Source organism: Periweissella cryptocerci (assembly GCF_004358325.1).
Lineage (GTDB): Bacteria > Bacillota > Bacilli > Lactobacillales > Lactobacillaceae > Periweissella > Periweissella cryptocerci.
Genome location: NZ_CP037940.1, coordinates 2212501 through 2234380, shown reverse-complemented (window position 1 = coordinate 2234380; position 21880 = coordinate 2212501). Strand labels below are relative to the sequence as shown.

At 41.6% G+C, this 21880-nt stretch carries 18 protein-coding genes; 3 read left to right on the top strand and 15 right to left on the bottom strand.

All coding sequences use genetic code 11. The annotated features are described in order from the left end of the window. Positions 1 to 58: 58 nt before the first annotated feature. From EQG49_RS09730 to EQG49_RS09715, 4 genes are all read right to left on the bottom strand, one after another. Entirely contained in the window at positions 59 to 1090 is a 1032-nt protein-coding gene (locus tag EQG49_RS09730) for an L-threonylcarbamoyladenylate synthase (protein WP_423245961.1), read from the bottom strand. A gap of 73 nt (positions 1091 to 1163) precedes the next feature. Then, positions 1164 to 2024, bottom strand: coding sequence for a peptide chain release factor N(5)-glutamine methyltransferase (gene prmC, locus EQG49_RS09725; protein WP_133363797.1), 861 nt, complete (start codon positions 2022 to 2024; stop codon positions 1164 to 1166). Positions 2025 to 2058: 34 nt separating this feature from the next. Next, positions 2059 to 3144 carry a peptide chain release factor 1 gene (prfA, locus tag EQG49_RS09720; protein ID WP_133363796.1) on the bottom strand — a complete coding sequence of 362 codons (1086 nt, stop codon included), beginning with the start codon at positions 3142 to 3144 and terminating at the stop codon, positions 2059 to 2061. A gap of 128 nt (positions 3145 to 3272) precedes the next feature. Next, positions 3273 to 3857 (bottom strand): thymidine kinase, encoded by a 585-nt coding sequence (locus EQG49_RS09715; protein ID WP_133363795.1) that lies wholly within the window; start codon positions 3855 to 3857, stop codon positions 3273 to 3275. Positions 3858 to 4412: 555 nt separating this feature from the next. Here EQG49_RS09715 and EQG49_RS09710 point away from each other — a divergent pair. Next, positions 4413 to 5762, top strand: coding sequence for a Mur ligase family protein (locus EQG49_RS09710; RefSeq protein WP_133363794.1), 1350 nt, complete (start codon positions 4413 to 4415; stop codon positions 5760 to 5762). Continuing rightward, a complete protein-coding gene (locus EQG49_RS09705) occupies positions 5762 to 6475 on the top strand; it encodes a type 1 glutamine amidotransferase (protein WP_133363793.1) in 714 nt (237 codons plus the stop codon). The genes EQG49_RS09710 and EQG49_RS09705 overlap by 1 nt, the downstream gene beginning before the upstream one ends. A 411-nt stretch (positions 6476 to 6886) precedes the next feature. Here the strand turns inward: EQG49_RS09705 and EQG49_RS09700 are convergent, their stop codons facing one another. The 11 genes from EQG49_RS09700 to EQG49_RS09650 all read right to left on the bottom strand — a co-directional run bounded on the left by EQG49_RS09700 (position 6887) and on the right by EQG49_RS09650 (position 20323). After that, positions 6887 to 7696 (bottom strand): SDR family NAD(P)-dependent oxidoreductase, encoded by an 810-nt coding sequence (locus tag EQG49_RS09700; protein WP_133363792.1) that lies wholly within the window; start codon positions 7694 to 7696, stop codon positions 6887 to 6889. A gap of 166 nt (positions 7697 to 7862) precedes the next feature. Next, positions 7863 to 8411 (bottom strand): TetR/AcrR family transcriptional regulator, encoded by a 549-nt coding sequence (locus tag EQG49_RS09695; protein ID WP_165964864.1) that lies wholly within the window; start codon positions 8409 to 8411, stop codon positions 7863 to 7865. Positions 8412 to 8622: 211 nt separating this feature from the next. Further along, a complete protein-coding gene (locus EQG49_RS09690; RefSeq protein WP_133363790.1) occupies positions 8623 to 9570 on the bottom strand; it encodes a GRP family sugar transporter in 948 nt (315 codons plus the stop codon). Between the two features lie 94 nt (positions 9571 to 9664). Beyond that, a complete protein-coding gene (locus EQG49_RS09685) occupies positions 9665 to 10360 on the bottom strand; it encodes an L-ribulose-5-phosphate 4-epimerase (protein ID WP_133363789.1) in 696 nt (231 codons plus the stop codon). A 116-nt stretch (positions 10361 to 10476) separates the two neighbouring features. Continuing rightward, complete coding sequence (locus EQG49_RS09680; protein ID WP_133363788.1) at positions 10477 to 11253, bottom strand: SDR family oxidoreductase; 777 nt, start codon at positions 11251 to 11253, stop codon at positions 10477 to 10479. A 400-nt stretch (positions 11254 to 11653) separates the two neighbouring features. Next, positions 11654 to 14497, bottom strand: coding sequence for a leucine-rich repeat domain-containing protein (locus EQG49_RS09675; protein ID WP_165964863.1), 2844 nt, complete (start codon positions 14495 to 14497; stop codon positions 11654 to 11656). Between the two features lie 242 nt (positions 14498 to 14739). Then, positions 14740 to 16344, bottom strand: a complete 1605-nt coding sequence (locus EQG49_RS09670; protein WP_423245981.1) for a xylulokinase — start codon at positions 16342 to 16344, stop codon at positions 14740 to 14742. Between the two features lie 258 nt (positions 16345 to 16602). Beyond that, on the bottom strand, positions 16603 to 17499 hold the full coding sequence (gene htpX / locus EQG49_RS09665) for a zinc metalloprotease HtpX (protein ID WP_133363785.1): 897 nt from the start codon (positions 17497 to 17499) through the stop codon (positions 16603 to 16605). Between the two features lie 14 nt (positions 17500 to 17513). Continuing rightward, positions 17514 to 18083: a LemA family protein gene (locus EQG49_RS09660; RefSeq protein WP_133363784.1), complete on the bottom strand. Its 570-nt coding sequence runs from the start codon at positions 18081 to 18083 to the stop codon at positions 17514 to 17516. Between the two features lie 163 nt (positions 18084 to 18246). Continuing rightward, complete coding sequence (locus EQG49_RS09655) at positions 18247 to 18912, bottom strand: JAB domain-containing protein (protein WP_133363783.1); 666 nt, start codon at positions 18910 to 18912, stop codon at positions 18247 to 18249. Between the two features lie 61 nt (positions 18913 to 18973). Continuing rightward, positions 18974 to 20323, bottom strand: coding sequence for a bifunctional folylpolyglutamate synthase/dihydrofolate synthase (locus EQG49_RS09650; protein WP_243115704.1), 1350 nt, complete (start codon positions 20321 to 20323; stop codon positions 18974 to 18976). 139 nt (positions 20324 to 20462) lie between these two features. On the opposite strand from EQG49_RS09650, the gene EQG49_RS09645 reads away from it, so the two are divergent. After that, positions 20463 to 20927, top strand: a complete 465-nt coding sequence (locus EQG49_RS09645) for a GAF domain-containing protein (protein WP_133363782.1) — start codon at positions 20463 to 20465, stop codon at positions 20925 to 20927. Positions 20928 to 21880 lie beyond the last annotated feature (953 nt).

The following is a 21880-nucleotide window of genomic DNA, read 5'->3' as shown; positions in this document are numbered from 1 at the left end:
TTATTTGTGTACCAAAAAATCTCCGCCGTAAAATAATCACTGGCAGAGATTTTATTTTTTACATGAAGTCTGTGGCTGTCCAAAATTGCCCCGACGCCGCTTTACCCAAGCGGTTATTATAAGCGAGCCCAATTCCTTCATCGGCAAAGCGTTGCACGAGAATGGTTGTGATTTCGTTACGATCATCAAAATACCGTAACCCCGCAAATAATTTCGCATTCGCCGCACTCACACCATCACCAAGTGACCAGACATAGTCCATCCCCGCTAAGTGATTAGCTTTGATAACTTCATCTGTCGCCATAATTCCAACTGGTTCAAGTTGTTGTTGCGCCCAAATAATCGCTCGTTGCCAGTTATCATCAGTTACCATATAAACCGGTACATCCGGCGCATAGTGGCGATACTTCATCCCAGGTGCTTTCGGCGTTTCATCAGCGCCAACTTTACGATGCTCTGAATTAACTGTGCCAATCACAGCTTCAAGCTCTTCTTGGGTCACCGCTCCTGGACGTAAAATAGTTGGAATTTCAGTAGTCATGTCAATCACGGTTGATTCAACCCCGACCCGCGTTGCACCATCGTCTATAATACCGGCAATCTTACCGTGCATATCATGCCAGACATGCTGAGCAGTCGTTGGCGATGGCTTACCCGAAGTATTGGCACTTGGCCCCACAATCGGTGTATCGGCCAACGCAATCACTTCGCGCGTTACTGGGCTAGCTGGTAGGCGAAAGGCCACTGTTGGTAAGCCACCCGTCACAATCGGTGAAAGTTTGCCTGGAATATACTCCATAATAATAGTTAATGATCCTGGCCAAAAGGCATCAATCAACTTTTGTGCTTGTGCCGGAATTACTTCGACAAAGCGTTGCACCATTTCCACGCTGGCGACAGTCACAATCAAAGGATTGTCAGCTGGACGGTGTTTAGCTGCAAAAACTTTTTTAACGGCACTTTCGTTAGTTGCATCCGCACCTAAACCGTAAACTGTTTCAGTCGGAAAGGCCACCACTTGTCCTTTATTAATCATCGCAGCTGCTGTCTGTAAATCAGCAGGCGCTGTCGTTAGCATTTTTGTTTCCACGATGCTGTACTCTCCTTATTAATTTCATTGCACTAAGGATATCCGATTGGTTCCCTAATTTTTACTTGATATTCTACTTGCTGGGTAAGCTCACACGGACCATCCGATCAAGTCCGCTTAAATCCTGACGTAGTTCAACCTCAGCTTGAGGTAATGCTTGTCGGAAAATTTCCACAACTGCTGGTCCTTGTTTATAGCCAATTTCAAAATAACCACGGCCACCAGCATTTAAGTGCGCCGCTAATTCATCAGCAATCCCTTGATACAAAACTAAGCCTTGGTTATCGGCAAACAATGCGAGGTCCGGTTCATAATCTAACACACTTTGGTCCATCACATCGCGTTCGGAATCAGCAATATATGGTGGATTAGAAATAATCACATCATATTTGGCAGCAATGTTAGCAAATAAATTGCTTTCAATAAATTTAACATTCACTTGTTGGTTAATTGCATTCCCATTGGCCACGGTTAGTGCATCGCGTGAAATATCGCTAGCACTGACTTGCCATGTTGGCTTTTCAGCTTTAAGTGTGACAGCAATTGCCCCACTCCCCGTACCAATATCTAATACGGCAAGTTCGGTGGCTTTTTGATAATCCCGCAATACCCATTCGACTAATTCTTCGGTGTCAAAACGAGGAATCAAAACCCGCGCATCAACATTGAATTCGCGTCCATAAAATGGCGCATGCCCTAAAATATATTGTAATGGCATGCCTTTTTGCACTTGCGCAATCCATGTTGGCCAAGCATTTTGTAGCACTTCAGGGGTCATACGGTCAATATTAACTTCTAACATGGAATAAGACAAATCCATTGCGCCAGATAACAAAAAATTGACCGCTTCAAGGGCATCATCATGTGATAGCCCAGCAGCCGTCAATTCTTGTAAGGCCCAGTTACGAATTTGCCGTAAACTTAATTTTGGCATTTCATACACGGCTTTCGTTTTTCTACATAACTAATCAGGCGTTGTTCTTTAAGTCTTCTAACTTCGCAGTTTGATCCGCAATCACAAGGGCGTCAATGACATCATCAAGTTCACCATTCATAATCCGATCAAGCTTATTCAACGTCAAACCAATTCGGTGATCAGTAACGCGGTTTTGGGGGAAGTTGTATGTGCGGATACGTTCTGAACGATCCCCAGTACCAACGGCTGATTTACGTTCTTCAGCATATGCTGATTCATTTTGTTGGGCATAGAAATCATAAACTCGCGCCTTCATGATTTGCATTGCTTTGGCCCGGTTTTGTTGTTGCGAACGTTGGTCTTGCATTGAAACAACAATCCCAGTTGGTAAGTGGGTCATCCGCACAGCTGATGACGTCTTATTAATGTGTTGTCCACCGGCACCAGAAGCCCGGAAAACATCAGTCCGTAAGTCTTTGTCTTCGATTTCGATGTTAACATCTTCAAATTCTGGCATCACGCCAACGGTTGCCGTCGAAGTGTGCACACGTCCAGCTGATTCAGTTGAAGGCACGCGTTGCACCCGGTGTGCTCCTGATTCATACTTCAATTTAGAATAAACTGAGTTACCAGTAATCATCAGAACTACCAACTTATACCCACCAACTTCAGTCATGGTTTCATCAATGATTTCAGTCTTCCAACCTTGGTTTTCTGCGTAACGGGTGTACATGTTCAACAAGTCGCCGGCAAACAATGAGGCTTCATCCCCACCAGCAGCCCCGTGGATTTCCATGATGATATTCTTGTCATCATTGGGATCCTTAGGAATCAACATGATTTTAAGCTTTTCTTCGATAACTTCTTTTTCAGCTTTTAATTCTTTGATTTCTTCTTTAGTCATTTCGTCCATTTCTGGATCGAGTTTTTCGCGTAACATTTCTTCGTCGTCATTAATTGTTGCGATAACTTCCTTATAATGCTTGTAGACTTCGTTTGTTTCACGTAATGAACCTTCTTCTTTTGAAAGGTCCATGAAACGGTTCGTGTCCGCAATCACTTCGGGGTCACTTAACATTTCAGCAACTTCATCATACCGATCAGCAACTGATTGTAATTTTTCAAACATTTCATCCATGATATAAATTCTCCTATTATTTTCACTGTAATAAGGTTACCAATCGCCTTATCACATGGCGAGTGAGTTAATTGTCCAAAAGCAAAGCATGCACTTACTAAACCAGTACGCACGCAGCACTAGCACAGTTAACGCTTCACCTCGTCCAATAATGGGTGAAAGTAGTGTTCACGACATACTGGGTAGTAACTTTCATTACCACCGATTTGGACTTGTTCGCCTTCATAAACGGCGTGTCCCTCACTAACGCGTAAATTATAACTGGCTTTGCGTTCGCAGAACCAACAAATTGTTTTGAGTTCTTCGATTTTATCGGCAAAAATTAACAAGGCTTCAGAACCTTCAAACAAGTGGTTTTGGAAGTCATTTTTTAAACCAAATGCCATCACAGGAATATGCAATTCATCAACAACGCGGGTTAATTGCAAGACATTTTCGCGCGTAATAAATTGGGCTTCATCAATCAAAATTGCCGAAGCATGCGTATCTAATTCTTTAACTTTTTCAAAAACATCTGTGTCATCATAAATTGGAGTCGCCGGACGGGTCATTCCAATCCGTGACGACACATTACCAACACCATCACGGTTATCCAAGCCACTCGTAAAGATTAGCACCGACTTACCTTGTTCTTCATAGTTGTGCGCCACCTTCAAAATTTCGATGGTTTTACCACTATTCATTGCGCCGTAGCGGAAAAATAATTGAGCCATGTTTATTTCCTTTCATCGCTGCATTTACTACGTTAATCAGTCTTAAATATTATAAATACTCATCCGCACCACAACTTCTGTGTCACTTCATTAACCTAATGATACTTCCTTAATAGAAAAACTTCTTCAAAACGTACCATTAACCCTAACTGAGCATTTAATTTCATCTGTCAAAAATCACCACTATCGTAATTTTCAATACCGTTGTCCATTATAGCTGAAAATTACCAAAGACGGTATCTAAAAATCTCGAATCGCGTGTTAAATGGGTGATTGTTAATCGTAACCGCACTTTTTAGCGTGTTACGCTCTGGTAAGGTCTTTCAAAGTCAATCGTCGCACCGCCACCGCCAAAAACCAGGACAGCTGACTAAAACAAATAAGCTAACTGCGATTAAATTTATCTGAAGCTTTAGCCCGACTACCCTTGTCTTGCCCAAACATGTATAATATGGAATTGGTTAAAGCAATGTTAGTTGAGCTTTTATCTAACGGATTGCTAATTAAGCGCGTATAAATTTATTAACGCAATAAAACGATGAGGAGTATAGCGACATGACATTTCGCAGTTCATTAGCGACATTTATGGGGAAAACGTCATATTGGGCCTTACACGATGTTTTACACCGCGGGGGGACTTCATTACCCGGTAAAATTGCCACCGAAATCGACCCAGACGTCTTGAAATCAATTGCTGATAATTTCGATGTGATTATGATTACGGGGACTAACGGGAAAACTTTAACGACGGCATTAACTACCCGTGTGCTTCAAGAAAAGTTTGGCAATATTATCACCAACAAATCCGGTTCAAACATGATTCAAGGTATTACTGGTACTTTGTTGACTGCTAAAATGCCTAAAGATGGTTCTAAACCTTTGGCTGTACTAGAAGTTGATGAAGCAAATATTGTCTTATTAACTAAATACATTAAGCCAAAAGCATTTGTGCTTACTAATATTTTCCGCGACCAACTTGATCGCTATGGCGAAATTTATACCACCTATCAAAAGATAATTGACGGGATTGCGGCCGCACCAGATGCAACGATTATCGCTAACGGTGATTCACCAATTTTCCGGCGCGATAACTTGCCTAATCCACGGATTTTTTATGGCTTTAAAACACAGCCTTCTGTTGGTGATATTACTGCACCAGCCAATACGGATGGTGTCCTCTCACCAACGGATAACTCCATTTTGCATTATCACTACATTACGTATGCTAACTTGGGGGATTACTACTCAACAACCGATGACTTCAAGCGACCAGAATTGACAAACTGTGTCACTAAAGTTAATGAGCTGACCCCTAAATATTCAAACTTCGATATTGATGGCACCACCTTCCAAATTGAAGTTGGTGGTCTCTACAATATTTACAACGCATTAACGGCTTACACGGTTGGGCGCTTCTTCGGCGTAACACCCGAACAAATCCACCATGCATTTGAATCAAATGCGCAAATCTTTGGCCGTCAAGAAACAATTAACGTTGATGGCAAGGAAGTGACCATTGTTCTCATCAAAAATCCGGTTGGTGCTAACCAAACGATCGATATGGTCGCAACTGAAAAAGACGATTACTCATTGATGGCCCTTTTGAACGCCAATTACGCAGACGGAATCGACACATCATGGATCTGGGATGCAAATTTTGAAAAGCTCCACGATACACGTATCAAGCACGTTATTACTGGTGGTGAACGCTACAAAGACTTCAATGTCCGGTTAAAAATGGCCGGCTTCCCTGACCAAGAAATTTACCCTGATTTGAGTCAAGGTGTCGAAGCAATTAAATCAGTGCCCACAAAAAAAGTTTATATCTTAGCAACTTATACCGCTATGCTACAATTGCGGGCTGAATTAGCTGACAAAGGTTATATCAAAGGAGGCATGGAATAATGGCTGACACACAATATAGCATTCGGGCCGCCCACTTATATGGCGACCTCATGAATACGTACGGTGACTACGGTAATATTATTGCCCTAAGTTACTATGCTCGCCAAATTGGCGTCGTCGTCACCACGGATTTGATTTCACTTGGTGATGAATTTCATGCCGATGATTATGATTTCGCACTTTTCGGTGGTGGTCAAGATTATGAAGAATCAGTTGTTGCCCCTGACCTTGCCCGCATTGGTGATGAAGTCAAAAAGTTCATCGAAAATGATGGCCCACTAGTTGCCGTCTGTGGTGGTTATCAATTACTTGGTGATTATTTCTTATTGGCAGATGGTACCCGGATTGACGGTATCAGTGCGATGGATCACTACACTTTGAACCAACCACACAGCCGTTTTATCGGTAACATCACCATCAAAAACCAAGAAACTGGTGAGGAATACCACGGCTTTGAAAACCACCAAGGTCGAACATTCCTTGGTAGTGATGAACGCCCCTTGGGTGACGTAGTTGCTGGGAACGGTAACAATGGTGAAGATGGCTCTGAAGGTGTTATCTATAAGAATGTTTATGGAACTTATTTCCACGGTCCAATCTTAACTCGGAACGGTAATCTTGCCTTACGGATGTTAAAAGCAGCCTTGGTCCGTAAGTATCCTGCTGTTGACTGGGATGCTCGGCTTAAAGATGTCACCCCGGAATTTTTCTAACATGCTAAAAGCTCGCCTGAACATTTACGTTCAAGCGAGCTTTTTTTATTGTAGTTGGTGTTGTTGTTGTTTTACTGCCACTACGTACCACGGAAAATGTTTTTCGCACCGAGATGGAAGCCAAGCTTTCTAAGCCTGTAGTCTTAGAAAGTCGGCGAGAACTGGGAGAGTAATCGCTAAAGCGCTAACTCTCCTCATTTCCCTTGAGCGAAGTGATAAATCACTTCCCATTCACGGTGTTCGCTCCGCCGAAAAACATTTTCCTTAGGTACTTCGTTAGCGTGAATATAACTACTAGCTAACAAATTCTCAAAATCACATGACTGTCGCCGACTTTACACATCTCTGATTCAGCACGCTTACAGACAAACGAGCTTTATCACTACTTAAAATTACCAGAGCTTTACCGCTTCATTTCCCCATTGTGCGTAACATTTTCAGTGTTACATGATCAAAGACCCGGGTTGGTAGTAGCCGATGACTTCCAATTAACAATTTAGCCCCAAAGCCACGTGCATAACGGGCGTGGGGTTTTCGTGCTTCGGCAATTTGTAAAATGAATTTTGCGACAGCATTAGGTTGTAAATTATATTTCCAGCCCTGCATAAACGCTTTCCTCATTGATTGTGCCAACGGTTCATAAACTGTGTTTTGTGCCGTGAAATCTGGTTCCCCATTTGTCATTGGTGTCGCAACACCACTTAGTTGGAGCAAACTCACTTCAATTCCAAATGCCTGAACTTCTAAACGCAAAGCATCCGTTACGGCCTCTAACGCGTGCTTGCTAGCGGCATACCACCCCATCAACGGTTGGTATGTTTCACCTAAAATTGAGGAAATATTGATAATCCGACCGGTTTGTTGTTGGCGCATGATTGGTAACAGTAAACGCGTTAACCGTAAGGCACCAAACACATTAACTTGGAAAATTTGTTCTGCGGTCGCAATTGGCACAACTTCGATTGGTCCATTAACTGCAAAACCGGCGACATTTACCAATACATCGATTGTTTGTACTTCCGTAACAGTTGCCACGAACTGCTCAATCTGAATTTCATCAGCTAAATCAACATCAACTAATTTAACACCCAGCGCTGCCAGTTCATTTTGACTGGTAGCTCGTCGCGCGAGGCCATATACTTGATAGCCTTGCTGTGCGAAGGCTTTGGCGGTATCTGCGCCCACTCCGGATGAAACTCCTGTAATAATTACATTTTTCATTGCTTTACCTCACCCATCATCTGAAAGCAGCATTAACCACTATGTAGTCAATGCTGCCTCCCTATTTTTTCGTCATTACGTGAAGTATAAATGTTAGCTATCAATCCAGTAAGCAACGGTACCCGCTACCTTGTGCAAAAAGCGCACCTTTGCTTAAAGTGGCGCATTATGCCAAATTACTCAAATCATTCAGCACATCTTCAATAAATTGCTTTAGGCGCGCCGGCTGTGCGGTGCTAGGATCTTCAGTCCATTTAACTAGTACGCCGACGAGCATTCCGGCAAATGAGTAACTCGCAATTTCTGGATGTGGTGAGTTTTTGATTAACTTGATCAAGATATCATCATTAGCAGCCGGAGTATTTTGAGCACTTTCACGCAGTAACTTGCTGATAATCTGAATTAATTCATAATACATCGCATGACTGGCTGTAATATTTTTAAAAATCACCCGATTACTTTGCACAATTAGGCTAATCCGCTCTGCCATGGCAGTCGCTTCACTCATTTTTCCATCAAACTGAGCACATAATTCAGTAATCAAGGCACTCAGTAAATCGTATTTGTCTGTAAAATAACGGTAAAAAGTACTGTGGTGTACCAAGGCAGTTGTACAAATTTGCTTAGTCGTAATATTTTCAAACGGCGTCGTGTTTAATAATTCGCGCAACGCTTGGATAATATCACGACGGGTGCGGACTTGTTTGTTAGTCATAATTATCACTCCTATGTTTGTATAGCAGGGCTTATCACGCAATGGTGCAAACATATCTTTCATTTTTTAATTCCGTCATGTCAGTGAATAAACATCGGCCTAATTTGCTTAATTATACCCAACGTTCCCCACGATTAAAATGTGTGTCAAAAATAGCACCAACCAAATTTACTTCGGCTGATGCTCGTATTCAGCGGTAGAACCCGCAAAATTATTTTGGTAAATTACTAATTAGCGCTCCACCCATCAATATCAGGATTGCTCCAATCACAATATATACCATTTGTTTCTTAGTTTTACTTTCATGTAGGATATAGATTCCACCAAATGTCCCGATAATAATTCCCATTTGTGAAATCGTCACAGCCATTGCTTGACCTAATTTTGGATTGGCTGCTGAGATAAACATTGCCAAGTTACCAATTCCCCAGATAACCCCAGGGAGCATATTCCGCCAAGTTGGTGCTTTAAACATCGTTTTGCCTTCACGCATGAACAGAATTACGATTAGAAATGCCCCAATTACCATCCCAATAGACTGTGGGAAAATTGTAGCAGTGACAAAATCAATACCGTTATTTTTATTGGCAATTTCATGTGAAATATAACCAATTTTACGCATGTAGTTGGGGATAATATAATATCCTGAATATCCAACGGTTGAAATCAAAATTGCAATCAAACCACGCGTCGTTTCACTTTTTGTTTCGTCATCACCGGTTTTAATTGCTTTATCACGTTTTGCGGTCAAAAACGCTCCGACAACGACTAGCATAATTGAAATTGTTCCAAAAATCCACGTTCTAGCAGATGACCACTCGCCTAAAATCGTGGCAGCCAACGCCGCATTACCCACGATTTGTCCGGCCGTTGAAAACGGAAAACCGTTTGAAACTCCCATTGCCTTAAATGCCGTAAATTGACCAGCTTGTCCTACCGCCCACAGTAAGCCAGACAAAATTCCGGCAATCCAAATGTGTGCTGAAACATTAATATTTTGTGGAATAATGAACGCCACGAATGCAATCAAACCAAATCCCATCGCACCAATCGTCATTCCAAATGTTTGTTGCCCAGCTGAGCCGCCGAGCTTTGTGGCCACGATCCCATACGAACCCCAAGTCACTACTGGAATCAACGCTACTAAATATATAAACATATCGTCTCCCCGTTCCTTTTATACGTAAGATTAACCAAATTAATCCATCTTGGACAGAAAAAGGCCAATTATTTGGCCTTTTTACTTGAACTATTTACTTTTGCCCGTAATACGCACCGGCACCATGCTTACGCAAGAAGTGCTTGTCCAATAAATGTTGTGGTACTCGGATATTGTGTGGATTCAATTGCAAAGTATGATAAGTCATTTTTGCAACCTCTTCCAAGACAACTGCATTGTAAACAGCATCGTGAGGTGTTTTTCCCCAAGTAAATGGTCCATGATCATTTACGAGCACTGCGCCCATTTGATTAGGATCAAGCTGTCGGTCTTTAAATGTTTGAACGATGACATTACCAGTTTCTTCCTCGTACGCACCGTCAATCTCAGCCGTAGTCAGTTGTTTAGTAACCGGAATATCGCCATAAAATGTATCGGCTTGTGTTGTTCCAGATACTGGAATATCAATCCCCGCCTGAGCAAATGCCACACTCCATGGCGCATGCGTGTGTACAATTCCCCCGATATCTGGAAAAGCATTGTACAAAACCACGTGCGTTGGGGTGTCACTTGAGGGATTTAACTCGCCTTCAACAATTTCACCTTGCAGATTAACTACGACCATTGCATCGGGAGTTAAATCAGCATAATCAACCCCTGATGGCTTAATCACAAACAAACCTTTTTCCCGATCAATTCCGGAAACATTCCCCCAAGTAAACTTAACTAAATCAGCAGCTGGTAATTCCATGTTAGCTGCATAAACTTCCTCTTTTAATTGTTCTAGCATGCGCCCCCCTAACGTGTTTCTCAATAATGAGTCACACTTTTGTTGCTTGCGCTAGCAACTCGTCTTTACAGAAAATGGGAGGTCGTACAAAATTACGACCTCCCATTATTTATTGATTAGATTGCCGTAAAGGCACCATCAATCAAGTAATCTTCACCGGTTGTAAACGTAGCTGTATCACCAGCCAAGTAAACAATCAGACCTTGTAATTCTTCAGGACGACCAATCCGCTTCATTGGTGATTGTGCTTCCCAATCCTTGATGATAGTACCCAAGTATGGGTCACCCAATGTTAAGTCGGTACCGATGTAACCTGGTGAAATAGTGTTAACACGGATTCCACGTTCAGCCCATTCAACAGCCAAGGCTTTAGATAACATGATTACACCAGCTTTAGCAGCTGAGTATGAAATTTGCTTTTGTGGCAAATTGATAATTGAACCAGACATTGAGGCGGTATTAATAATCGCCCCCTTACCTTGCTTCAACATCACCTTACCAGCAGCTTGTGAACCTAAGAATACAGCAGTTAAGTCCAAATCAATGACACGTTGCCAGTCTTTATAAGAAACTGTCTCGGCCGCTTCCAACAAAGTAATCCCGGCATTATTAACCGCAATATCCAATGTTCCAAATTCTTTTACTACCTTATCAACGAATTCGTTGACTTGGTCTGGATCAGTAACATCTGCTTTAATCGCAATCACTTTGTTACCAGTTGATTTTGACAATTCAGCAGCTGTTTCCTTTGCTAAATCAATATTTAAATCGATGATCGCAACGTTGGCGCCTGCTTCAGCAAGTCCAGTTGCGTAATTCTTACCGATACCTCGTGCTCCCCCCGTTACGAAAGCATTTTTACCGGCTAAGCTCATCTTTTCTAAGATTCCCATTAGATAATCCCCTTTGGTATATAAGCCACAATAAGTTATGATACATTTTGTTCCCCCAGGAGTTTCAAGTATCGAGCTTGGCAATCAAGGCTTATGTGATTCCCTTGCTTCTTTACTATATCCAAAGTGTAACCGTTTCCATTTCATAAAGATAGGCTTTTTAGCAAATTCATAATTATTCCTTACTTTTTGTAAATAATCCGTATTTATTGTTGTATAAGTGGTATGCTGTGTCTTAATCACTGCTATTTTTAACACGTTGATAATGATTGGTATAGCTCATCTTGCACCCTAGGTAAGCAAGCGTTCAACGCTAACTCGTTTAAGCAGTATATGGTAGTAAATAGAAAGTGGGGCTTAAGACATAACTCGTCCAAGCCCCACTTCTTTTCAGATAAAATCATTTCACACGAACAGTCCAAGTCTTACTTGCGAACCCATTTGCGTGATCATGCTGAATTGTAATCTTCAACTTCGTCTTCTTAGCGTACTTTTTCTTCAAGGTAATCTTAATCTTACCGTTTTTAATCACCTTCTCGGCAATCAATTTTTTGCCCTTGTACACTTTAACCGTTGAACCCTTTTTCACGGTTCCAGTAACTAGCTTTCCCTTAACCTTTAGCTTCTTAGCCTTAACTTTTGGTGAAGCTGTCACTTGGTGAGTAACGGTCGTCGTCGTGTGTAATATCGTTGCTTCATCATTACGTTCAGCGATGACAGTTAATTTTTGTTTGGCTTTTAAGCCGTTAATTTTGATGTTGAATTTGTTGTCTGACTTGGCAGTCATAGTGGCGACAACCTTGTTGCCCGCCTTAACCGTGACTTTGTTGCCCTTTGTGGTCGTTACCGTGATGTAATTATTTTTGTGGTAACTCTTGGCAACGCTCACCTTAACTTGCTTAATGGTTGTCCCGTTGATGGCCGCCGTCAGTTTTTGCGTCAACTCGGCAATTTGATCATAATTCTTACCGGTCGCATTGAGCGCATTTTGTAAATTAGTCTTGGCCCGCGCGATGTTGGTGTTGGCGCCGGCGGTCTTAACTGATTGATGTGTTAATAGCTTGTTGGCATTATTTACTGTCGCAGTCTTGTACGTCGCAACAACGGTCTTCAAGTTATTGATTAATGTCGCCATGTTTCCATAATCATGATTGTTTTTAGCAGTTTCAACGGCAGCCAAGGCAGTTTTGACGGCTGCGTTATTATTGGCGTTCTTGATTAACGAATCCGATGTACTCTTGATTTCAGTATTAATTAAATTATAGAGGTTATTCTTAAGCGTACTAATTTGTGCTTCATCGCCACTTTCAACTGCGGCTTTCAGCTCATCTTGAGCAGCTTTAATGGCATCGTTGTTTGTAACACCACCGACATTTTGAGTATTTTTAATTACATTCAAACCTTGCTTGAACTTAGCGCAAGCTATCGCAGTGCTGCTTGTACTTCCTATAAATTCTAATGGCATTACGCCTAAACTTACGGCTAGCTCGTTAACTGAATCTTGCCAAGCTAAGCTTCTTTCCCAATCTTCGGTACTTGTACCCAAGTTGCTACTTACCGATAATGCGTGTAAAAAGTCGAAATTAGTCAAATTTGAATTATTTTCCAGATATACCGACTTTAATTTATCTAAGCCAACAAATGTATTTTCATCAATTTCTGTAATCAAACTATAGTACAAATCAAAATACTCTAATGCAGTCATCTTAGCAAATATTTTTGCGTCTAGTTTGGTAAGTCCTAGCTTACCACCTAATCCAAATTCTATTAATTTAGTCAAGTTGGCGAAATTAGTTGTACTAATGTCACAATTGTATAAATATAATTCTTCTAAATTATTTAAAGGTGCAAATGTTTTTGCTTTCAACTTTACTTGCTCAAAGCCATTGTAGAAGTCTAAGTACTTCAAACTTGTTAATCCAGCAAACGCGTTTTCATCAATACTAGTAGTTCCACTATCAGATAAATATAGCCTGCTTAGTTTGTCCATATCAGCAAACGTATTCGCTTTCAGTTCTACAATACATTGGTCTTCCAAATATAAGTATTCCAAATTTGTTAAATTATTTATCCCATCTAAACTTCTAATGGTTACCTCGCCGCCATAATTTTGAAGGTTATTAATCGACTTCAAAACTTCTTTAATGGTCGCTTCCGAATCAGACTCATTCAGAATTTTTTGAGCTTCACCATCCACAGCTTCTACGATTGCTGTCCGAAGCCCACCATCTGGAATCAATCGCTTAAACGTCTCGTTTTGATTCAGATACGAATAATCAATATTATTTAACTCATCATCATACGCGTGATTACCTTGTAATTGTTGCTTAAATTTAGCGGTCAACTTTACCACTCTCTGCATGTCCATACCACTATTATCCAAAAATACAGGTATCGGTACCCCGTTGGTCTCAGCGAGTAGTTTCACGCTATCTTGCCAAATCACACTTTTGTTCCAACCGGCTTGTACATTCATATTCAGTGATAATGGGTGTAAAAAATCGAAGTCAGTTAAAGGATTGTCATATATAATTAGGTACCTCAACTTATCGTTATTTTCAAACGCATCTGGATCAATGCTTTCTAATCCATTCCCATCAAGATATATAATGTCTAATTTACTCATGTTCGCGAACGTACCTGAAGCTATTGATTTAATATTATGTTTTACCCCAACATTAGTATCATTATCAAAATCTAAATGTTCTAAATTAGTTAAATTATTGATACCTGTTAAATTTGTCACAGAATAAGTGTCTTGCTGATATAAACATAACCAAGTAATCTTTGCTAACACCTGTTTTACTGCCGTTGCATCATCTGATTCATTTAAAATCGTAACATCATCCGATATCAGATTTTCCCCTTCCTTATATCCTCCATATGTCGCAATTCCACCCCGAAGTTCCGCATCAGGAATAAGTTGCTCAAACGCCTTACCCTCCCCAATCCGGGCAATTTTAGCGGCTTGACGTTGCTTGGTTACCGGTTCAGTTCGTTTAGTCGGCACTTGTTTGTTTGTTCCAAGCTTAGGCCCGTTTGGCATCCCTTTACGGAATTCTTGCAACGCTTTCTTCGACTGCTCCGAACTCACGTCTGTCCCCTTACCAGCCTTGCTCTTCATTTTTTGTTCAACTCGCGATTCCTCAGGCTTCACATCAGCTAACACCGCTACCGGCCCGGCGAGGGTTGAGATAACCATTGCTGAGGCAAGCCCCGTTGATACAATTACTTGTTTTTTCATGTACTCATTCTCCTTAAGATAATTCATTTTTTGGATAATCAATTTTCCCAAATTAATTTGAAAATACTTAAGATGAGCCCTCGAGTATGTGAAGATTTACCGAAGCTTACTTTTAGCGCGCGTTTAATTAATCGATGGTAATTAACATTTTAATAACTTACAGGCCAAAAATAGGGATTCAAAATCATTAAATACTGATTTTGAATCCCTATTCACATTTTTCATTTCGCGTATCTAAAGATTTACTTGGCAGGATAATGTTCAATCGCTGCACGTTCAATAATGAGTCCCTCGTTATAATTCTTCATGAACTCAGCAAAGCCAATCACGTCATTTTGATCAGGTTCAAGGGTTGTCCGTTTAACATCCTTAAAAACTTTGTTATCCAAAAAATCAGCAAGCTTTTCATCGGCATCGCGCATCGTCACAAACTGGCTCAGAATCGCCATGGCCCAAGGACCACCTTCACCGGCGTTAGCCATGACTGTCACTGGTGCCCCCATAATTGCGGCCAAAATCGATTGGGCAATCACTGGTGTCTTAAAAATACCACCTTGGGCAACTACACTATCAGTCGTAACCTCTTCTTCTTTCAAAATATCTAAACCAATCTTCATCGCACCAAAGGCCGAGTACAGATTCATCCGCATTAAGTTCCCCAATGAAAACTCACTAGTGGGTGTCCGGACTAACAATGGGCGTCCTTCATCCATTCCCGTGATATTTTCTCCAGAGTAATACCCATAGCTTAATAATTCACCCGCGTTGGGTTGGGACTCCTTAACTGAGTTAAACAAAGCACTATATAACTCAGTTGACGTAAGTTCCGTTCCAATCGCTTTGGCAAATTCACCAAACAACTTCGCCCACGCATTAATATCGGAAGATGAATTATTGGCATGAACCATTGCCACAGCTGAACCATCGGGTGTCGTCACCATATCGATGACTTCATAAACTTGGGCGAGCGGCTTTTCTAACACCACCATCGCAAACGCTGACGTTCCAGCTGAAATGTTAGCTGTTCGTTGCTTAACTGAATTAGTTGCTACCATTCCCGTACCGGCATCACCTTCTGGGGCGGCAACAATCGAACCAGGTTGGAGATTACCGGTTGGGTCAATAAGTGCTGCCCCAGCCGCTGTTAAATGTCCGGCTTCTTCACCTGCCAACCGAATTGCTGGTAAGACATCAGCAATATCCCATCGATATTGTTGTACCGCTTTTAAATTACGGAATTTCTGTAACATTTTATGATCAAATTGATCCGTAACTGAATCAATTGGGAACATACCTGACGCATCCCCGACACCGAGAATTTTTTCACCAGTAACTTTCCAGTGAATATAACCACCTAGGGTCGTGATGAAATCAACATTTTTAACATGTGATTCTTGATCCAAGATGGCTTGATACAGGTGTGAAATACTGAAGCGTTGTGGAATATTGAAATTAAATAGTTTTGAAAGCATCTTAGCTGCTCGCCACGTACTTGAATTCCGCCATGTCCGAAATGGTACCAGTAATTCACCTTTGTCATCAAATGCCATGTACCCATGCATCATTCCCGAAAAACCCATTGAACCAATTGATTGTAATTCGGCATACTCATCACCAACTTTTTGGGCGACCTCGGCATATGCTGCCTGTACCCCTGCCCAGATATCTTCCAATGAATACGTCCAGTTACCATCTTCTAACTTATTTTCCCAATCGAAGCCCCCGCTTGCAATTGTTGAAAAATCAGATGCTACTAAGACAACCTTAATCCGCGTTGAACCCAATTCAATTCCTAATGCGGTTTTGCCATTAGTTATTTCTTGTTTAATCGCTTGTTTGTCCACTATCTACTCCCCATTTCGTTGATGAATCTCTAAATATCAGCGTTACAATTAGCACTGATTTGAAACCGCTTACACCTGTAGCCTACAATTAATCGCAGCGCAAGTCAACCTATGCCCGAAAATGTTACCTACTGCCATATTCACAATTTCCAATACTACTAACTTACGCATCTACATTTTACATTAATACAAAACAAAAGCCGCCATTTCAACGTTTTCAAACGCGTAAATGACGACTTTTTATGATTTATTGATACGCTCTTACATCTTTTCTAAGCGAGCAATTCTATCTGTAGTTTCTGGGTGTGTTGAAAATAAGTGCGCCATTGATTTTTTCTTCATTGGATCTTCGATGTAAAGTGCCGCCGAGTTAGGATCAGCATTTTGCATCGGTTCTGAATCAGAAATCTTTTTAAGCGCACTTATCAACCCTTGGGGATTCCGGGTAAGTTCAACCGCACTGGCATCAGCCAAATATTCACGATTCCGCGAAATCGCTAATTGCACGATGGTCGCCACGATTGGTCCAAGAACCATCAGGACAATTGACACAACCATCATAATTAATTGCGCTTGGCCGCCACCTTCATTTTTACTATCATTTTTACGATTACCACCAAACATCCAGAAGCGACTACCGATATTAACTAGTAATGAAATCGCTGCCGTTAATGCGAGGGCAATCGTTGAAATCCGAATATCATAATTACGGACGTGCGACATTTCATGCGCCATTACGCCCTCAAGTTCTTCACGATTCAAGCGCGCTAAAATCCCAGTAGTTGCAGCAACCGCCGAATTCTTCGGACTGTTACCCGTGGCAAATGCGTTTGGACTCGGATCATCAATGATAAACACCCGTGGCATTGGCACGTTGGCAACCATCGCCATGTCCTCCACCACATTCCATAATTGGGGTGCTTGATTCTTATCCGTGATTTCTCGGGCGTGGTTCATGCTCATCACAATTTCAGTAGATTGTTCAATCATAATCCATGCATAAATCGCACCAATCACAGCCGCAGCAATCAGCCCAACTTCCATTGAACCAACGGCGTAGTAACCAACGGCTGCCCCAATCAAAAGCATCAAGATAGTAAAGCCAACTAACAGATAGACCGTACGCCGTTTATTTTGCGCGATTTGATCGAATAACATGTTAGTCTCCTTACCTACTTGCCGTCAGCTCCAAATGAAACCTTGGGCACCGCTTTTTCTTCCGCTGGCGTTTCCAAGAATTCACTTGGTTCAAAGTGGTGAATACCAGCAAGTACATTAGTTGGGAAAGTCTGCAACTTAGCATTGTAACTGGCAGTTGTCGTGTTGAAGAGTTGACGTGAGTACGCAATCTTGTTTTCCGTGTTCGTCAATTCTTCCATCAATTGCTTGTATTGTTCGTTGGCCTTTAAATCAGGGTATGATTCCGCAACTGCAAAAATCCCTTTGATTGATGAAGTCATTTGATCCGACAACTTCATCGTTTCATTTTGGTTACCAGCTGGTGCTTGCGCGATTTGATTGCGTAAACCAACAACTTTTTCTAATGTTCCTTGTTCAAAGTTAGCGTAACCTTTAACCGTTTCAACTAAGTTAGGAATCAAGTCATTTCGGCGCTTCAATTGCACGTCAATTTGGCTCCACGCTTCCTTAGTGTGCATCCGTGATTTTACTAAACCGTTGTAGATTGAAATCCAAGCAAGTGCAATGACTACTACAATGATCAAGATAATAATAAGTGTCATAATAAATTGTCCTCCATATATTTGAGATAAGTACATTATATCAAATATCATTAGACATCTATAATCTTAATGTCCATCTTACCAATCCTTAATATCTTTACTCGCCATTGCGTACCTGAAAATAATACGCGCATCTAGCTAATACATTAGCAAATCAACTGCGCTAATCCAGTGACGTTGCTGCGTTTATCAGCCCTTCTTCACGTAAACTGCGGTATTCGTGAAAACCAATTACGAATGAATCAAGTACCGCGATATTAAAGAGTTGCCCACAATTGACAAGTCTTTGTGACAACACCACATCGTTGTGTGAGGGCTGTGCTTGCCCGCTTGGATGATTGTGGACAATGACAATGCTTTCGGCATTTAACTGCAAGGCCCGGCGGAAAATATCCCGTGGATGAAATGGGCACGTGCTGAGTGTCCCAATGTGAATGATATCCTTTGCCAAAATTTCGTGTTTGGCATTCAATGAATATAACCAGAGTTGCTCTTGGCTCAACATATGCATTTCCTTGATTAATTGTTCACCGAACATTTTGCTAGACAATACTTGGCCCAAAATATCTGGTGTCGCGTTACCAATTCGTTTTCCCAGTTCTATTGTTGCCACCAAAGAACCATAAACATTAGGATTGATGGCGATAAATGCTTGCAACCGTTGGTAGTCTGCTTGCTGATACGCCAGTTCATTTGGAAAATATTTGAAGAACTCAGCAATCGCACGTTCACGCGCAGTTTGTTCAAAACCATGTGACCAAAAATATTGATCCAGTAGTTCATTCATGGATAATTCGTTTACAGGCGCCACAAAATTTTCAGTCATCATAAAAAAACTCCTTCGTAAATTAGCTTATATAAGTAATATACGTAAGGAGTTCGATTATTTTTTAATTTGCTAAACTTTTAAAGTATGCGCGCACTTCGCTCACAAAATACAACGATCCAGTCAGGAGAATCATATCGTTATCGCCAAGGTCATCAAGTACCGTGGCCAACGCGATAGGCCACGTTTCATACGTGTCAATTTGGTCACCAAAACGTTCCGCTAACAAGTCTTCATCAGCAATATCACGTTTCCCCGGCCCGGCAAATTCCGTAGCGTGTAATTTGACATTTGGTACGGCTACTAACAATTCGGCCATCTCGATAAACTGCTTATCAGCGAGCGCGGCAAAAATCACATGAATCGTATCCAAGGTTGCAAAGTGATCCTGCAACAAAGTCGCCAGTTGCGTCACTGCTGGTACATTATGTGCGCCATCAATAACTACTAATGGCTCGTCATTTAACCGTTCAAATCGTGCTGGCCAAGTAGTAGCAAATAGTGCCGCACGCAAAGTAGCAACATCAAATGCCACAACATGTTGGCTGGCCAAATAATAATAAGCCAAAATTGCGAGACTCGCATTGGCCACTTGATGCTCACCCAGTAATGAAATTACCGTGTCTGGCAATTTGCGGGGCTTCATGGTAGAAAGTAGTTCCGCATCCCCCAATTGCCAGCTAAATTTTTCCTGCCATTGATAATTCGCCTTAGCAAGCTTTATTTCAAGATTGTCAAATGTATATAGCAGCGACGCTTGTTTTGCGGCAACCTCTGCAATCACTTTGCCGGCTTCATCAGTGACTGAGCCACCGTAAATCACTGGTACCCCCGGCTTGATAATGCCAGCTTTTTGGTCAGCAATTTCGGCCAATGTATTCCCAAGCACATGCATGTGATCCATACCAACCGAAGTGATAATACTTAATAATGGTGTAATGACATTCGTTGAATCCCAAGTACCGCCAATCCCCACTTCAACCAACACAATATCAACTGGATTAGTCGCAAAATAGTAAAACATCATCGCTGTAATAACTTCAAATTCGGTTGGTCCGCCATCGGCAAGTTTTTCATCAAGTTCTGCCACAATCGGTTCGATTTTTTGCACCAGCTTAAGGATTGCTTCATCTGACAGCATCACACCATCTAAACTAATTCTTTCGTTAAATTTCGTGATAAATGGTGAAGTAAACGTCCCCACGGTTAAACCGTTACTTTGTAAAATATTCCGTAAAAACGCAGTTGTTGACCCTTTACCATTGGTGCCCGTAATATGCACCGTTTTAATTTTTTCTTGCGGGTTATCCAATGCCGCTAAGAGTGCCGTAATCCGCGCAAAAGTTGGCGTCTTCTTCCACACTGAACGGCTGTGAATGTACGCCACTGCCTCATCGTAGTTATTAATCATCATTTACCCCCACACAAAATTGTTATTGTTTTTATCATAGCACAGCAATTCACACGCTTAAAGTTCAATATGCTACTTGTTTTTTATCAGTAACTTGATACAATTAACATTAATATTTTCTAATGAAATGAGGCTTTCTGACATGACGGCAACCACTATTGATTCATTGCTCGTACCCCAACTCGACGCCCTCCTCTATGAGGAAACTAACTTCACTGCTAACTTAGCAAACGCATCGGCCCTCTTGATGCAAACTATTCCTGACTTAAACTGGGCTGGCTTCTATCTTTATGATGAAGCTGGTGAAGATTTAATTCTTGGACCATTCCAAGGTAAAGTCGCATGTATGCACATCAAACCCGGTAAAGGTGTTGTCGGAACTAGTTTCGCCCAACAAGCACCAATCCTTGTGCCTAATGTGCACGAATTCCCTGGTCACATCGCCTGCGATGCCGCTTCAAACTCAGAAATCGTCATCCCATTAGTTACTAACGATGGCAAGCAGTTAGGTGTCTTAGACATCGACTCACCTTCTTTGAACCGTTTCAGCGAAGATGACCAAACAATCTTGGTAGACTTCGTTAAAACGCTTGTGGCACACATTTAATGACATTTGGAATCATACAAGTGATATTTATTTCCTACAAATAGCCTCGATTTTTACTTTAGTAGAAATCGGGGCTATTTGCGGCTCTATTTCGTCTGACGTGGGTTTGAATAAAATTGCCCACTACGTGCCAGTAAATTACCGGCACTTCGTTAGTTAGGAGTAATGCTCAAACTAGCGAAAAATAGTTACCAATCACAGACCGCAGCAACATGGAAAAAGCACTGACAATATAACCTCAGTAATTGGATGATTGAAAAGTATAGAAACGACACTCTCACACTAAAATAGGTAGAACCCCATTTACATTGTGTTAAATTTTAATGGCTAAATTTTTTCTAGCGTGGAATTTGGATATGTGTCTCAGATCGATTCCCACTACGATGCTGGAAACAGTCTGGACACCGCGATGGAAGACAAGCATTTGAAGCCACAGTGCGGTCTTCAAATGTTTGCGAAGCTTGGTTCGCTAACGCGCTAACCATCTTCACAAATCCATAATCAGTAACGAAACCCGTTACTGATTATGCCATCACGGTGCGAGCTAAAGTCCAGCCTGTTTCCAGCCTCTTCGTTAGTTTGAGTAGGCAGTCTGACTAGTAATATACCGTAATTCTTGTCGCCACAAGCTTAGCGGAGTGCCTGAAAATCACTTTGTGGCCGGCAGGCTTTACACCGAAATGGGACGTGACACCACGTGTCGAGTTTGTCGCTGAGGGTAGATGAGCAGTCTTTTGGCTTTAGCCATTAGACTGCCAGCTATCCCGAATTGCCCAAGACAGACATTCAGCCTGGAAGGCTAATCTAATCGGGTTTTGATTAGATTCAGTTGTTTGTTGCAAACAAACTGCTGGAATGTTTTGCGTTGCCGTACCTCAGGCATAAGCAAGCAGCTTGGGCATGTGCTTCCATCTCGGTGCACAATGTGATTTTCAGGCACGCAGTGGCATCAT

Excerpts from the sequence above, each read along its gene's own strand:
- prmC (WP_133363797.1), bottom strand. The coding sequence starts at position 2,024 with ATGCCAAAATTAAGTTTACGGCAAATTCGTAACTGGGCCTTACAAGAA.
- prfA (WP_133363796.1), bottom strand. The coding sequence starts at position 3,144 with ATGGATGAAATGTTTGAAAAATTACAATCAGTTGCTGATCGGTATGAT.
- EQG49_RS09715 (WP_133363795.1), bottom strand. The coding sequence starts at position 3,857 with ATGGCTCAATTATTTTTCCGCTACGGCGCAATGAATAGTGGTAAAACC.
- EQG49_RS09710 (WP_133363794.1), top strand. The coding sequence starts at position 4,413 with ATGACATTTCGCAGTTCATTAGCGACATTTATGGGGAAAACGTCATAT.
- EQG49_RS09705 (WP_133363793.1), top strand. The coding sequence starts at position 5,762 with ATGGCTGACACACAATATAGCATTCGGGCCGCCCACTTATATGGCGAC.
- EQG49_RS09700 (WP_133363792.1), bottom strand. The coding sequence starts at position 7,696 with ATGAAAAATGTAATTATTACAGGAGTTTCATCCGGAGTGGGCGCAGAT.
- EQG49_RS09695 (WP_165964864.1), bottom strand. The coding sequence starts at position 8,411 with ATGACTAACAAACAAGTCCGCACCCGTCGTGATATTATCCAAGCGTTG.
- EQG49_RS09690 (WP_133363790.1), bottom strand. The coding sequence starts at position 9,570 with ATGTTTATATATTTAGTAGCGTTGATTCCAGTAGTGACTTGGGGTTCG.
- EQG49_RS09685 (WP_133363789.1), bottom strand. The coding sequence starts at position 10,360 with ATGCTAGAACAATTAAAAGAGGAAGTTTATGCAGCTAACATGGAATTA.
- EQG49_RS09680 (WP_133363788.1), bottom strand. The coding sequence starts at position 11,253 with ATGGGAATCTTAGAAAAGATGAGCTTAGCCGGTAAAAATGCTTTCGTA.
- EQG49_RS09675 (WP_165964863.1), bottom strand. The coding sequence starts at position 14,497 with ATGAAAAAACAAGTAATTGTATCAACGGGGCTTGCCTCAGCAATGGTT.
- htpX (WP_133363785.1), bottom strand. The coding sequence starts at position 17,499 with ATGTTATTCGATCAAATCGCGCAAAATAAACGGCGTACGGTCTATCTG.
- EQG49_RS09660 (WP_133363784.1), bottom strand. The coding sequence starts at position 18,083 with ATGACACTTATTATTATCTTGATCATTGTAGTAGTCATTGCACTTGCT.
- EQG49_RS09655 (WP_133363783.1), bottom strand. The coding sequence starts at position 18,912 with ATGATGACTGAAAATTTTGTGGCGCCTGTAAACGAATTATCCATGAAT.
- EQG49_RS09650 (WP_243115704.1), bottom strand. The coding sequence starts at position 20,323 with ATGATGATTAATAACTACGATGAGGCAGTGGCGTACATTCACAGCCGT.
- EQG49_RS09645 (WP_133363782.1), top strand. The coding sequence starts at position 20,463 with ATGACGGCAACCACTATTGATTCATTGCTCGTACCCCAACTCGACGCC.